Origin of the sequence: Pseudomonas putida (assembly GCF_003228315.1) — a bacterium.
Lineage (GTDB): Bacteria > Pseudomonadota > Gammaproteobacteria > Pseudomonadales > Pseudomonadaceae > Aquipseudomonas > Aquipseudomonas putida_S.
In genome coordinates this window covers 6,382,172-6,395,862 of sequence record NZ_CP029693.1, presented here as the reverse complement: position 1 = coordinate 6,395,862, position 13,691 = coordinate 6,382,172, and the positions used below count along the sequence as shown (strand labels likewise).

At 62.8% G+C, this 13,691-nt stretch carries 11 protein-coding genes; 3 read left to right on the top strand and 8 right to left on the bottom strand.

Features of this window, described 5'->3' with window-relative positions:
* Window positions 1–48: 48 nt before the first annotated feature.
* Complete coding sequence (locus DKY63_RS30065; protein ID WP_110967447.1) at window positions 49–933, bottom strand: LysR family transcriptional regulator; 885 nt, start codon at window positions 931–933, stop codon at window positions 49–51.
* A gap of 124 nt (window positions 934–1,057) precedes the next feature.
* Here DKY63_RS30065 and DKY63_RS30060 point away from each other — a divergent pair, with 124 nt between their 5' ends.
* Window positions 1,058–2,077 (top strand): alpha/beta hydrolase, encoded by a 1,020-nt coding sequence (locus DKY63_RS30060; protein ID WP_110967446.1) that lies wholly within the window; start codon window positions 1,058–1,060, stop codon window positions 2,075–2,077.
* A gap of 198 nt (window positions 2,078–2,275) precedes the next feature.
* Here DKY63_RS30060 and ycaC read toward each other — a convergent pair whose 3' ends face one another.
* The 4 genes from ycaC to DKY63_RS30040 form a co-directional block, all read right to left on the bottom strand.
* Complete coding sequence (gene ycaC / locus DKY63_RS30055; protein ID WP_110967445.1) at window positions 2,276–2,899, bottom strand: isochorismate family cysteine hydrolase YcaC; 624 nt, start codon at window positions 2,897–2,899, stop codon at window positions 2,276–2,278.
* A 70-nt stretch (window positions 2,900–2,969) separates the two neighbouring features.
* Complete coding sequence (locus DKY63_RS30050; protein WP_110967444.1) at window positions 2,970–4,808, bottom strand: amidohydrolase; 1,839 nt, start codon at window positions 4,806–4,808, stop codon at window positions 2,970–2,972.
* A 9-nt stretch (window positions 4,809–4,817) separates the two neighbouring features.
* Window positions 4,818–5,429, bottom strand: coding sequence for an antibiotic biosynthesis monooxygenase (locus tag DKY63_RS30045; RefSeq protein WP_110967443.1), 612 nt, complete (start codon window positions 5,427–5,429; stop codon window positions 4,818–4,820).
* Window positions 5,430–5,765: 336 nt separating this feature from the next.
* The gene (locus DKY63_RS30040; RefSeq protein ID WP_110967442.1) at window positions 5,766–6,692 is read right to left on the bottom strand and encodes a LysR family transcriptional regulator; all 927 of its coding nucleotides are present in this window, start codon (window positions 6,690–6,692) and stop codon (window positions 5,766–5,768) included.
* A gap of 157 nt (window positions 6,693–6,849) precedes the next feature.
* Between DKY63_RS30040 and DKY63_RS30035 the strand changes: the two genes are divergently transcribed.
* Entirely contained in the window at window positions 6,850–7,281 is a 432-nt protein-coding gene (locus DKY63_RS30035) for a helix-turn-helix domain-containing protein (RefSeq protein WP_110967441.1), read from the top strand.
* A 117-nt stretch (window positions 7,282–7,398) separates the two neighbouring features.
* On the opposite strand, the gene DKY63_RS30025 is transcribed toward DKY63_RS30035, so the two are convergent.
* Window positions 7,399–7,989 carry a flavodoxin family protein gene (locus DKY63_RS30025; protein ID WP_110967440.1) on the bottom strand — a complete coding sequence of 197 codons (591 nt, stop codon included), beginning with the start codon at window positions 7,987–7,989 and terminating at the stop codon, window positions 7,399–7,401.
* Between the two features lie 282 nt (window positions 7,990–8,271).
* On the opposite strand from DKY63_RS30025, the gene DKY63_RS30020 reads away from it, so the two are divergent.
* Entirely contained in the window at window positions 8,272–11,073 is a 2,802-nt protein-coding gene (locus tag DKY63_RS30020) for an ATP-binding protein (protein ID WP_110967439.1), read from the top strand.
* Between the two features lie 62 nt (window positions 11,074–11,135).
* Here DKY63_RS30020 and DKY63_RS30015 read toward each other — a convergent pair whose 3' ends face one another.
* Both DKY63_RS30015 and DKY63_RS30010 read right to left on the bottom strand, forming a co-directional pair.
* Window positions 11,136–12,539, bottom strand: a complete 1,404-nt coding sequence (locus DKY63_RS30015; protein WP_110967438.1) for an ATP-binding protein — start codon at window positions 12,537–12,539, stop codon at window positions 11,136–11,138.
* 159 nt (window positions 12,540–12,698) lie between these two features.
* Complete coding sequence (locus DKY63_RS30010) at window positions 12,699–13,649, bottom strand: GlxA family transcriptional regulator (protein WP_110967437.1); 951 nt, start codon at window positions 13,647–13,649, stop codon at window positions 12,699–12,701.
* Between the last annotated feature and the right edge of the window lie 42 nt (window positions 13,650–13,691).

Sequence of the window (13,691 nt, the reverse complement as noted above, 5' to 3'; positions counted from 1 at the left end):
ATCGCGAGCAGGCTCACTCCTACAGTTATTTGGTTGCCTGTAGAACGCTTATGCCCGATCCAGCCGCTCCCGCAAAAACTCGATCAACGCCTGCACCGGTCGCGACGATTGCCGGTGCTGCGGATACACCGCCGACAACGTCAGCGGCTCCGGTCGGAATTCGTCCAGCACCGGCACCAACTTCCCCTCCTTCAATGCCGCACCGACGATAAAGGTCGGCAGGTAGGTAATGCCCATCCCGGCCATCGCCGCGTCCTTGAGCAACTCGCCGTTGTTGACCCGCATCCGTCCGGTGACGTTGACCGCCAGTGGCTTGCCCGGGCCCGCGAAGCGCCATTGCACCTGGCGTCCATGGCCGTAAGGCAGGCAGTCATGCTGGTGCAGGTCTTCGGGCTTTTGCGGTGTGCCGCGCTCGGCCAGGTACGCGGGGCTGGCGCAATACACCCGCTCGATGGAGGCGATACGTCGGGCGATCAGCGTCGAGTCTTCCAGCGTGCCGATGCGCAGCGCCAGGTCGTATCCCTCTCCGAGCAAGTCCACCGGTCGATCGCTCAAATCCACTTCCACGGTGACGTCACGGTAGCGCTGCAGGAACAACGGCAGCAGGCAGCCCAGATGCGCCAAGGCGAACGATAGCGGCGCGCTGACGCGAATGGTGCCGCGCGGTTCGGTGGTTTGCCCGGCGATGCCCTGCTCCACCTGTTCGACCTCACCCAGCAGGCGCAAGGCCGATTCGTAATAACTCTGGCCCAGCGGCGTGACGTCCAGGCGCCGCGTGGAGCGGTTGAGCAAGCGCACGCCCAGGCGCTCTTCGAGCTGCATCAGACGACGGCTGACAAACTGCTTGGACAGGCCCAATTGATCGGCGGCAGCGGTGAAGCTGCCGGACTCCATGACCTGGCAAAAGATACGCATGTCTTCGAACGGGTTCATTGTCACACCTTGGTTGACAGTCAAACGCTTTATAGCGGCTTTTTCTCATTTGGGCACCTCATTAATCTGCGCACATCGGCTCGAAACACGAGCCGCCAACCACCAGACTAAAAGGAATTACCCGATGAACATCGTCCAGAAGTCCCTGACCACCACCCTGCTCGCCTTCGCTGTCGGCAATGCCTTTGCCGCTGGCAGCCCCGGCGTCGAGCACAACACCCAGGCCTTCCTCGAAGCCCTCGCCGCCGGTGGTGGCAAGCCCCTTGAACAACTGAGCCCGAAAGACGCCCGTGCGGTGCTGACCGGTGCGCAGGCGTCGGTGAAGGTGGACCTGTCCGGCGTCGACGTCAGTGACCGCGCGATCAAGGTCGGTGAACAAACAATCAACCTGAAGATCGTCCGTCCGGCCAAGGTCAAGGGCGAGTTGCCGGTGTTCATGTTCTTCCACGGTGGCGGCTGGGTGCTGGGGGATTTCCCGACTCACCAACGGCTGATTCGCGACCTGGTGGTGGGCTCCGGCGCTGTCGCGGTCTACGTCGATTACACGCCGTCGCCGGAAGCGCAGTACCCCACCGCGATCAACCAGGCCTACGCCGCGACGCGTTGGGTGGCCGAGCATGGCCGGGAAATCGGTGTCGATGGCAAGCGTCTGGCGGTGGCCGGCAACAGCGTCGGCGGCAACATGGCGGCGGTGGTGGCGTTGATGGCCAAGGAACAGAACGCTCCGGCCCTGCGCTTTCAGCTGCTGATGTGGCCGGTGACCAACGCGGGCTTCGATAACGGCTCGTACCAGCAATTTGCCGAGGGCCACTTCCTGACCAAGGGCATGATGCAGTGGTTCTGGGACAACTACACCACCAACCCGGCCGAACGCGCACAGATCCACGCCTCGCCACTCAACGCCAGTGCCGAACAGATCAAGGGCCTGCCGGCGGCGCTGGTGCAGACCGCCGAGTTCGACGTGTTGCGCGATGAAGGCGAAGGTTATGCCCGCCACCTGGATGCGGCCGGCGTGCCGGTGACGTCGGTGCGTTACAACGGGATGATTCATGACTTTGGTTTGCTCAACCCGTTGAGCCAGATTCCTGAAGTGAAAGCGGCGGTGCGCCAGGCGGCGCTGGAGCTCAAGACTCACTTGAACTGAAAAAAAAGCCCCTCGCCACACGGCAATGTGTGGCGAGGGGCTTTTCTGTGGGAGCAAAGCTTGCTCGCGATGATCTCTCAAACGCCGCGGTGATTCAGATACTCCGCGTCATCGTTGACGACCATCGCGAGCAAGCTTTGCTCCTACAGGGTTTAGCGATCTTTTAAAGGCTGCCGACCGAGGCCGGCAGCCGGACAATCACTTGGTAAAGGTGGTGTAGCTGTTGATCAGGTTGCGGTAGTTAGGCAGGCGTTCGGACAGCAGGTTGGCCAGGCCTTCCATGTCGTTGCGCCAGTCGACTTGCAGCTCGCAGGCCACGGCGAACCAGTTCAGCAGATGAGCACCGGCGGCCGACATGCGCGCCCAGGCTGCTTGTTGCACGGTGGTGTTGAAGGTGCCGGAAGCATCGGTCACCACGAACACTTCAAAACCTTCGGCAATGGCCGACAGGGTCGGGAACGCCACGCATACGTCAGTCACCACACCGGCGATGATCAGTTGCTTGCGGCCGGTGGCCTTGACGGCCTTGACGAAGTCTTCGTTGTCCCAGGCATTGATCTGGCCTGGACGGGCAATGAACGGTGCATCCGGGAACTGTGCCTTGAGCTCCGGCACGATCGGGCCGTTCGGACCTTTGTCGAAGCTGGTGGTGAGGATGGTTGGCAGCTTGAAGAACTTGGCGATGTCGCCCAGCGCCAGCACGTTGTTCTTGAATTCGTTGGGCGAGAAGTCCTGCACCAGCGAGATCAGACCGGTCTGGTGATCGACCAGCAGTACAACGGCATCGTCTTTGTTCAGGCGCTTGTAAGGAACGTTGCTCATGAAAAAACTCCTTGGTGGATGGTTATTGCTTTTGGCGCCGACGGATCACGTCGGCGCTTTTTGGTATGCGTTAGAAAGCAAAGCACGAGCAGCCTAAAGCGCCCCAGAACCCGGAGAAATCACTCACCGGGGCGTTCGACAGGCGCGCCCGCTCATGGCTGTGGGAGTGCACCGCGCAGGGTCCGCTGCACTGGTGAACCTGGGCCTGCAGCGGTGAGTTCGGCCGCCAGTGACCGGGGACCTTCACCACCGGCGACCAGTCCGGCAGCACCGGTACGCTGGCCGGCCCCAGCTTCTCGAAATCGCCCGCGGCGTACACGACCTTGCCGCCGACCACGGTCAGCACCGACTCGATCCACTTGATGGCTTCTTCCTCGACACTGAAAAAGTCCGCGCTCAACGCCGCCACGTCCGCCAGTTGCCCGACCTTGATCTGGCCTTTCTTGCCCTGCTCGGAGGAGAACCAGGCACTGCCGTGGGTAAACAGTTCCAGCGCCGTCGTGCGAGGCAAACCTTCCTCGTACAACGCCAGACCGCCGACGGTACGGCCACTGACCATCCAGTACAGCGATGTCCACGGGTTGTAGCTGGAAACGCGCGTGGCGTCGGTGCCCGCACCGACCGGCACACCTTCGGCAAGCATGCGCTTGATCGGCGGCGTGGCTTCGGCAGCTTGTTTGCCATAGCGGTCGACGAAGTACTCGCCCTGGAACGCCATGCGATCCTGGATCGCAATGCCGCCGCCCAGCGCCCTTACCCGCTCGATGTTCTGCGGGGTGATGGTTTCAGCGTGGTCGAAGAACCACGGCAGGCCATTGAACGGGATGTCGCGGTTGACCTTCTCGAACACGTCGAGCATGCGGCTGATGGATTCGTTGTAGGTCGCGTGCAGGCGGAACGGCCAACGCTGCTCGACCAGATGACGCACCACCGGCTCCAGTTCGTCTTCCATGCTTTGCGGCAGGTCCGGGCGCGGTTCGAGGAAGTCTTCGAAGTCCGCCGCCGAGAACACCAGCATCTCGCCGGCGCCGTTGTGCCGCAGGTAGTCGTCGCCCTGATGCAACTTGACGCTGCCGGTCCAGTTCTTGAAGTCGGTAAGTTCTTCCTTGGGCTTCTGGGTGAACAGGTTGTAGGCAATGCGTACCGTTAACTGTTGGTCCTTGGCCAGTTGCTCGATCACCTGGTAATCGTCCGGGTAATTCTGGAATCCACCGCCGGCATCGATGGCGCTGGTCAGGCCCAGGCGATTGAGTTCGCGCATGAACTGACGGGTCGAGTTGACCTGATATTCCAGCGGCAGCTTCGGCCCCTTGGCCAGGGTCGCGTAGAGGATCATCGCGTTGGGACGCGCCACCAGCATGCCGGTGGGGTTGCCGTTGGCATCGCGAACGATCTCGCCGCCCGGCGGGTTCGGCGTGTCGCGGGTGTAGCCGGCGACGCGCAGCGCGGCACGGTTGAGCAAGGCCCGGTCGTACAGGTGCAGGACGAACACCGGCGTGTCCGGCGCGGCCTGGTTGAGTTCTTCAAGGGTCGGCATGCGTTTTTCGGCAAACTGGAATTCGTTCCAGCCACCGACCACCCTCACCCACTGCGGGGTCGGCGTACGGTCCGCCTGCTCCTTGAGCATGCGCAGCGCATCGGCCAGCGACGGCACACCTTCCCAACGCAGCTCCAGGTTGTAGTTCAGGCCGCCACGGATCAGGTGCAGGTGCGAGTCGTTGAGGCCGGGAATCACGCAGCGGCCCTTGAGGTCGATCACCTGGGTGCCCGAACCACGCAGCGCCATGGCTTCGGCATCGCTGCCAACGGCCACGAAGCGGCCTTCGCGAATGGCCACGGCGCTGGCGAGCGGGTTTTCCCGGTCAACGGTATGGAACTGGCCATTGAACAAAATCAGATCGGCGTTCATCGGGTTTCCTTAAGGCTGAGTTGTATGGGACTGGCCGGCTTCCAGCCACGGCGCGAACAGGCGCGTGGCCAGCGGCATAAAGACGTACACCACCGAAAGCACGATGGTCAGCGTGATCAGGAAGGTGGCGACCACGTAGCTGGAAAGGAATGCATTGAGCTTCAACAGTGGCCCCCAGAGCAGTGGCACCAGCAAGGTGTGCGGCAGGATCACCAGCAGCGTCACCACGGCCTGTTTCCAGCGCGGCGGTGGCGAGGCCGCATCGGCCAGCGGCGAGAACCAGAATTCTTTGACCGGATTGACTTCGGTCTGGTCGCCGTCGGCCAACATCGGTGCCGCTTCCTCGATCAGCGCCTGACGTTGCGGCGAATCGAGCCAGCGCTGCATGGCGTCGGTGGAGCAAAAGCGTAGTACACAGGTGAACAGGTGCAGGCTCGACTGCTTGCCACGGACCACGTCCACCCCCAGGTGCCCTTCGCTCTGCCCCGCCACCTTGACGATGTTGCGCAGCCAGGCTTCGTAGGGCTCTTCAAACCCGGCCTTGATCCGGTGCTTGACGATCAGAGTGACGACCTCACCCGCCCCGGGGCTGGTCGGTTCAAGTCGATTGAGTTCAGACATACGCAAGGCTCCGGCAAATCGAGTAGTGAGATTGCCGGGACGGGGGAAGAAAAAATTGGATGTACGTGCTCTTTTTGCGTGAGTACCTGGCTACCGGCTCCCTGTAGGAGCGAGCCTGCTCGCGATGACGGTGTGTCAGGCTCCAGGGATGCTGGATGTGCCGGCCTCATCGCGGGCAAGCCCGCTCCCACAGGGTTTTGTGATGGACTCAAAATCCGGCAACACCATAGATCACTGTGGGAGCGAGCCTGCTCGCGATGACGGTGTGTCAGGCGCCATCGATGTTGGATGTTCCGACGTCATCGCGAGCAGGCTCGCTCCTACAGGGGCGGTGTGTCAGGCGGACGCGGAGGTGTCGAGCGGCGCGGACATGAACTGGCTGATGCGCGAGCGCAGCCAGCGTTCCGCAGGGTCGTTGTCATGGACGCCGCTCCAGGCCATGGACAGCTGCGCGGCTTCGATTTCGAAGGGTGGGTCTTCGGCGCGCAGGCCACAGCCCTCGACCAGTGCGCAGGCCGCGTAGTCAGGCACGGTGGCGATCATCTCGGTGCCCGCCAGCAGCGCGCGCAGGCCACTGAATTGCGGTACGCCCAGCACCACCTTGCGGCAGCGTCCGACCTTGGCCAGGTCCAGGTCGATGTTGCCGCTCAAGTCGCCGGAAAACGACACCATCGCATGGGGCCTGGCGCAGTATTCGTCGAGGGTCAGCGGGCCCGGCCGGGTGTCGCCGCGCAGCACCTTGCAGGCAATGTCCCGCAGCTTCTTGCGCTTGGCATTGGCCGGCAATTCCGTGGTGTAGCTCACGCCCACGGAGATTTCACCGGACGCCAGCAAGGTCGGCATCAACAGGTAGTTGGCACGGCGCACCACGACCACGATCCCCGGTGCCTCTTCCTGCAACTGACGCAACAGCGGCGGAAACAGCCCGAACTCGGCATCGTCCGACAGCCCGATGCGAAACACATCATTGCTGGTCGTCGGATCGAACTCCTTGGCCCGGCTGACCGCTCCGGAAATCACGTCCATGGCCGGCTGCAATTCCTTGAGAATCGCCAGCGCCCGCCCCGTCGGCTCCATGCCGCGGCCATTGCGCAACAGCAGCGGGTCGTCGAACAGATCGCGCAACCGGCCAAGGGCGGCGCTCACCGCCGGCTGGCCCATGAACAGTTTTTCCGCCACGCGGGTGAGGTTTTTTTCGAACATCAGCGCTTCGAAAATCACCAGCAGGTTCATGTCGACGCGACGCAGATCATTTCGATTCACAGGCACGGGTTCCTTGTGTGACGGGCCAGGTACGGAGGGCGATTGTGGCTGACTTTACGCCAGACTTCCCCGCAGCGGAGGAGGAATTAACAACGTTTAACTCGCAAGCCAGAGCGCCGGGCTTCAAGAATGGGTCCTACCGACACGGACCTTCGTCATGGCTCAATCACAGCAAAACGCCGTCCGCGCGACAGTCGCACAAACGCCTTTGAAAAACGCCGGGGGCCTGAGCCCGCAGCGTGAGCGATTGGTGAAACAACTGATCCTCGAACACCTTGGCGAGCCCCTGGAAGTGACCGAACTGGCCCTGGCCTGTTCGCTGTCGCGCAGTCATTTTTCCCGCGCCTTCAAATGCAGCACCGGCCTTTCGCCCCAGGACTGGATCCGCCAGCAACGCATTGCCCGGGCCAAGCTGTTGATCCGGCACACGGACCTGAGCCTCACGCAAATCAGCCTGGAGTGCGGCTTTTGCGATCAGGCGCATTTCTGTCACATGTTTACCCGCAGTGAAGGCATTAACCCGTTTGCCTGGCGCTGCCGGGTGATGCAGGGCCCAAAAAGCAAAGCTTGCGCCAGCGCAATTTTGTAGTCGTTCGCAAAACCTGTGGGAGCGAGCTTGCTCGCGAAAGGGCCGTGTCAGCCAAGATCTATGGAAACTGACACTACGCATTCGCGAGCAAGCTCGCTCCCACAGGTTTTGCAACGCCTACAGAACCTCGCCCTTGTCCGGATCAATCGACATCCGCGCCGCCAGTCGCGCCACCCGCTCCCCCAGAGCGGCGGCGGTGCAGCGATCCTCGGCGGGTGGCGCCTGTTCAGGAGACTGCTCGACATTCGACTGGGCCATGGCGCCCAGCGAACTGCCCAGGCGATTGAGCTGCCCGTCAAACACCCCTGACCCCGAACGGGCAGGCAACAGGTCGAGGCCGACCCAGATCATCGAATGCTGGGCGGCGAACACCGCCATCTGCAGCAGGGTATTGAGTTTGTCGCCGCACAGGCAGCCGGAGTTGGTGAAGCCGGCGGCCAGCTTGTCGCGCCAGGGTTGCGCCAGATAAAAGGCGGCAGTAGCTTCCATGAAGCCCTTGAAGGCCGCCGACGCGCTGCCCATGTAGGTCGGCGCGCCGAAGATGATCGCGTCGGCGTGGTGCAGCAGGTCCCAGTGGTCGTCGACGTCTTCGACGGCCAGGAGCCGGCAGCTGCTGCCCGGATAGCGTTCCACGCCCCGGGCCACCGCCTCGGCGAGGACCCGGGTATGCCCGTAGCCGCTGTGATAGACCACCACCACGTTGATCATTACGGCGTCCTTCCGATGAATGAGATCCAACCGGGATGGAGTGTTGAACCAGAACGAAAGTACGACGAGTTAAACGTTGTTAATTTTCCAGCACCGCTCATCGCCTCAATGTCACTTCGAACAAGGCGGCGCCTAATGTTCATGGGACCGACGCCATCCAGCGATACGCTACAGTCAATCCCTGCACCCGGGAGTCATCGAAACAGTGCATTGCGCTGACGCAAAAACCTGAGGAATATGCCCGAAACCCGCGAAACAGACGGCTGCAACAGGAGTGACCCGTTGACCCTTTCCCTCGATCAGGCGGTGCATTTCGGCCCCTACAGGATCTACCCCGAACAACGCCTGGTGATGGAGGCCGACCAGCCCCTGCGTTTGGGACGGCGAGCCATGGACATCCTGCTGGTGCTGCTCGCGCACGCCGGGAACGTAGTCAGCAAGCAACAACTGATGGCCGAGGTCTGGCCGGACACGGTGGTCGAAGAGATCAACCTGCGAGTGCACATGGCCGCCCTGCGCAAGGCCCTGGGCGACGGTCAGGCCGGCCAGCGCTATATCGTCACCGTGGCCCAGCGCGGCTACAGCTTCGTCGCGCCGTTCTTTCTCGAGCAGGCCCAGCCGCGCCCGCCCAGCGACCCCGTCAAGCCGCGCGAACACAACCTGCCCCTGCGCAGCACCCGCCTGATCGGGCGCAAGGCGCTGGTCGACAATCTGGTGGCGCAACTGCCGCGCCAGCGCTTCATCACCCTGGTCGGCCCCGGCGGCATCGGCAAGACCACCGTGGCCCTGAGTGCCGCCGAGCAGTTGATCGGTCGTTACCGTGACGGCATCCGCCTGCTGGATCTGGCGCCGATCACCGACCCGCTGATGATCACCGGCCATCTGGCCGCGCTGCTGGAACTGTCCGTGCACGATGCCGAACCGCTGAACAGCCTTACCCTGTTCCTGCACGAGCGACAGATGTTGTTGGTCATCGATAACTGCGAGCACCTGCTCGACGAGGTGGCCCTGCTGTGCGAGAGCCTGCTGCGTGGCGCGCCGCAGGTGCATATCCTGGCCACCAGCCGCGAGAGCCTGCGTGCCGATGGGGAATTCGTCCAGCGCCTGGAATCCCTCGACTGCCCACCGCCCATCGCCGTATTGGACCGCACCCAGGCGCTGGGCTTTTCCGCGCTGCAACTGTTCATCGAGCGGGCCATGGCCAGCCATGAAAGCTTTGAGTTCAGTGATGACCAGCTACCACTGGTGATCGATATCTGCCGACGCCTGGATGGCATTCCACTGGCCCTGGAGCTGGCGGCGGCGCAAGTCACCAGCCTTGGCCTCGACGGTTTGCTCGGGCAACTGCAAGACAGTTTTCGCCTGCTCCCCCACAGCAGCCAGACGTCCCCGGGCCGGCACCAGACCCTGCGCGCCACACTGGACTGGAGCTTCGAACTGCTCAGCGCCTGCGAACAGACTTGTCTGCGTCGACTGAGCATCTTCCGTGGCGGCTTCACCCTGGCATCGGCCGCGGCGGTGATCGTCGGCGAACACATCGAGCCGCGCGAGGTGTTCGGCTCGATCACGCAACTGGTGGCCAAGTCCTTGCTGAGCGTGGATGTGGGTGACGAGGATGTGTTCTACCGTCTGCTCGACACCACCCGCCGCTACGCCGTGGAAAAGCTCGAACAGGCCGGCGAACTGGCCGCCACCCGGGAGCGCCACGCCGAACGCTGTCTGGCATTGATGCAGCAAGCGCAAAAGGAATGGGAGCAGACGCCAACCAGGCTCTGGATCGAGCGCTATGCCCGTGGCCTGGAAGACTTGCGTGTGGCCCTCGACTGGGGACTGAACGCACAAGGGCCGCAGGCACTGGCGATCCGCCTGACAGCGGTGTCCACGCCACTCTGGCAGGAGCTGTCGCTGCTCAAGGAGCACGGCGGCTATGTGCGCAAGGCCCTGGCCTTGCTCGAGATCGCACCCCGGCCCTGCCCTCAACTGCAAATGAATCTGAAGCTGGCCCTCGGTAGTGCCTGCTACCACGTCCAGGGCGGCACCGCGCAAACGATTGGCGCGTTCGTCACCGCCAGAGCTCTGGCCAGACAATGCAATGATGTTGTCGGGGAGTTGCGCGCCGTTTCCGGGCACATGGCGGTCAACTTGAGCTGTGGCGAGTATCAGATGGCCCTGGAGCAGACCCGGCAGTTCGACCGACTGGGCTTGCATGGCGAACCGGCGCTCTCGCTGAGCACCCATCGATTGCGGGTATTGGCCCTGCATTTTGCCGGCGACCAGTCCCGGGCGCGGCTCGACGCTGAAGAGGTGATCCAGCGCATGGCCCACAGCGGTCATCTCAACCGCTTTACCCATGGATTTGGCGTGCAATACGACCAGAGCGTGGCCTCCCTGACCATCCTCGCGCGCATCCTCTGGCTGCAAGGCCAACCGGAGCAAGCCTGGCGCACGGCGCGACAGGCCCTGGACATTGCCCTGCAGATCAACCATGGCACATCAATCTGCTACACCCTGGCTCTTTCCGGTTGTTTGATCGCCCACTACAACGGCGACAGCCACACCGCCCGCGATCTGTTGGGCATGTTGCTGGAGCAGGCGCAAAAGCATTCGGTGTTGCTGTTCTACACCTGGGCGCAGCACTACGCGCAGGTCATCGACGCTGACCGTGGGCAGATTGCGCGGCGTGGGGGGATGGGGTTGATCAAGGACATCATGGTTACCCTCGACGGCGCCTTCGTCGATGATCACTTGCTCGAACGCGCCGACAGCGGTGCAGCGGGCTGGAGCACGGCGGAGATACTGCGGGCCAGGGCCGACGCGCTGCTGGCCGAAGATTGCCCGGTCAAGGATGGCACCGCCGAAACCGTACTGCTCAAGGCACTCGAGGTGGCCAGGGCCCAGGGCGCGCTGGCCTGGGAACTGCGCAGCGCCACCTCGCTGGCGCGGCTTTGGCAGCGCCAGGGTCACTTGCAGCAAGCCCGGCAACTGCTGGAACCGATCTACCAGCGCTTTACCGAAGGACATGCAACGCCCGACCTGATCGCCGTGCGCCGGTTGCTCGATGAGTTGCAGGACACCGCCCTGTAGGAGCGAACTTGCTCGCGATGGACTCAAGCGCACCGCGTTCAGCCAGGAAACGCGTGTTTTCGTTAACGATCATCGCGAGCAGGCTCGCTCCCACCTTGGAATTTTTCCAGGGCATAGCGCCGGGTGGTGTTGAGGAAGCGGTAACGGCTCACACCCTGATTCTGCTCCAGCGACAACAGCGATTTGAGTGCAAGGCTGTCCAGCACCTTGCTCAGGCTGTCGGCTAACAGGGTGTCGCAACTGACCACAGCCAGTGCGGCGTCCAGGGTGAACGCCGATTTGAACACGGCAAGGCGCTGCAACACGGTCTGCTCTACCGGGCTCAAGCGTTCATAGCTCCAGTCCAGGGCGGCCCTGAGGGTCTGGTGCCTGGGGACGGCCGTGCGCCGGCCCTGGGTCAGCAACTGAAAACAGTTATCCAGTTGCGCCTGCACCCCCACCAGCGCCAACGCATCGATCTGCGCCGCCGCCAGCTCGATCGCCAGGGGCAAACCATCCAGCCGTCGACAGATATCACGCACCACCCGCAGGTCCTGCTCACGCAGGGCAAACCCCTGCTGACGGGTACGGGCACGGTTGACGAACAATTGCACCGCCGAATATCCCATCACTTCATCGACACTGCGCAACGCCAACGCCGGCGGCACCACCAGCGGCGGCAAGGGCAACAGGGTTTCGCCGGTGGCCAGCAGCGGCTCACGGCTGGTCACCAGAATCGACAGACGCGGATTGGCTGCCAGCAGCGTTTCGACCAACGACCGGCAGCCCTCCAGAAGGTGTTCGCAATTGTCGAGAATCAGCAGCGCATGCCGCTGTTCGAGCGCCTCCCAGGTGGGATCCAGCGTGTGGTTCAGGTGATCGGCCAACTGTTGCGGATCATCGATCAATGCCAGATCCACCCACCACACGCCGTCGCGAAAATGCTGCAACAGCAGCTCGCCGGCACGCAGCGCGACCGTGCTCTTGCCGATCCCGCAGGGGCCCACCAGCGTCATCAGACGCCGGGTCGGCAACAACCGCATCAGACTGCCCACCACCGCATCGCGCCCGATGATCGGCGTCAGCCGCGCCGGCAGGTTGTGTTGGGGTTTGTGAGGCTGTTCGGCGGGAATCGGGGTGATTTGCGATGCCTGTCGCACCGGTGCGACAAAACTGTAGCCGCGCTGGGGAATGTTGATGATGTAGCTGTGGCCATCCTGCCCGTCGCGAAAGGCCCTGCGTAGCGCGGCGATGTGCACCCGCAGGTTGATTTCCTCGACCACCGAGCGTGGCCACACCCGGGCGATGATTTGTTCTTTGCTGATCACCGAGCCCGCGTGTTCGACCAGCACCTGCAGGATATCCAGCGCCCGCCCGCCCAGCCGCATCGGCCGGTCGCCGTCCAGGACCAGCCGCTGTTGCAGGTGGAACGCGTAGGGGCCGAACCCCAGCACCGTGTCGCTGTGTGTATATCCGAGGCTGTTCATCTAACGTCACCCGCCAGGAACCTGCCTGGCACGAGCGTCCATACAGGCTCCGTACCTTCCTTGCCATGAGCTGAAGGTTATCTTGGCAGGCTCTGATGACCGTACAACCACTTGAGGGGGAGCGTCACGGCCATTACGGTGCCCGGCACGGCCACAAGCCTAGCTGAATTGTTCGCGGTACTGGGTCGGGGTCAGGCCGAGTTTTTCGCCGAACAGAAAACGCATGTGGCGCACACTGCCAAAGCCGCTTTTGAAGGCCACGGTCTTGAGCGGCAAATCGCTGGTTTCCAGCAGCGTGCGCGCGCAATCGATGCGGGCACTCTGCAAAAACTCCATGGGGGTCATGCCCACTTCACGGGCGAACACCCTGGCGAAATGCCGCGCGCTCATGGTCGCCAGTGCCGCCATGCGTTCGATACTGAAGCTTTCGTCGAGGTGTTCCAGTACGTGGTTCTGCACGCGGGTGATGGCCGTTTCCTGGGGCGCCACCGTCGCCATCAACGGACTGAACTGCGCCTGGCCGCCCTGGCGTTTCATCACCACCAGCAACACCTTGGCCACGTCCTGGGCGATCTTCTTCCCGTGGTCTTCGGCGACCACCGAGAGTGCCAGGTCGATACCGGCCGTCACCCCGCCGGAGGTGATCAGGTTGCGATCCTGCACGTAGATCAGGTCGGTCTCGACGGTGGTATTCGGGAACGCCTTGATCAGGCGTTCGGTGTAGTGCCAGTGAGTGGTCACGCGGTAGCCGTCGATCAACCCGGCATGGCCCAGGACAAAGGCGCCGGTGCAGATCGAACCGTAGCTTTTGGAGCGATGGACGTTGTGCTTGAGCCAGTCCAGCAACGGTGGATGTTTTTCGTTGTAGGCACCGGGCCCGCCGGGCACCAGCAGCAGGTCGAAACCGTCACAGGCCTGATCGATGTGCAGATCGGCCTGCACGCTGACGCCATTGGAGGCGCGCAACGCACCGGGCTCGGTGCCGAGGGTCGTCAGTACATAGTGGTCTTGGGGCTTGAGGTACCGGTTGGCAATGGAAAACACCTCCATGGGCCCGGCCATGTCGAGCAGGAGAAAGTCGGGGAACAGCACCATTGCCACGGTTTTCATGGGTTCAAAATCACTGAGCTAATGAGAAAAAACACCGATCCC

What these genes read in the sequence shown, in the direction of transcription:
- DKY63_RS30065 (WP_110967447.1), bottom strand. Translation starts at nt 933, where the DNA reads ATGAACCCGTTCGAAGACATGCGTATCTTTTGCCAGGTCATGGAGTCC.
- DKY63_RS30060 (WP_110967446.1), top strand. Translation starts at nt 1,058, where the DNA reads ATGAACATCGTCCAGAAGTCCCTGACCACCACCCTGCTCGCCTTCGCT.
- ycaC (WP_110967445.1), bottom strand. Translation starts at nt 2,899, where the DNA reads ATGAGCAACGTTCCTTACAAGCGCCTGAACAAAGACGATGCCGTTGTA.
- DKY63_RS30050 (WP_110967444.1), bottom strand. Translation starts at nt 4,808, where the DNA reads ATGAACGCCGATCTGATTTTGTTCAATGGCCAGTTCCATACCGTTGAC.
- DKY63_RS30045 (WP_110967443.1), bottom strand. Translation starts at nt 5,429, where the DNA reads ATGTCTGAACTCAATCGACTTGAACCGACCAGCCCCGGGGCGGGTGAG.
- DKY63_RS30035 (WP_110967441.1), top strand. Translation starts at nt 6,850, where the DNA reads ATGGCTCAATCACAGCAAAACGCCGTCCGCGCGACAGTCGCACAAACG.
- DKY63_RS30025 (WP_110967440.1), bottom strand. Translation starts at nt 7,989, where the DNA reads ATGATCAACGTGGTGGTGGTCTATCACAGCGGCTACGGGCATACCCGG.
- DKY63_RS30015 (WP_110967438.1), bottom strand. Translation starts at nt 12,539, where the DNA reads ATGAACAGCCTCGGATATACACACAGCGACACGGTGCTGGGGTTCGGC.
- DKY63_RS30010 (WP_110967437.1), bottom strand. Translation starts at nt 13,649, where the DNA reads ATGAAAACCGTGGCAATGGTGCTGTTCCCCGACTTTCTCCTGCTCGAC.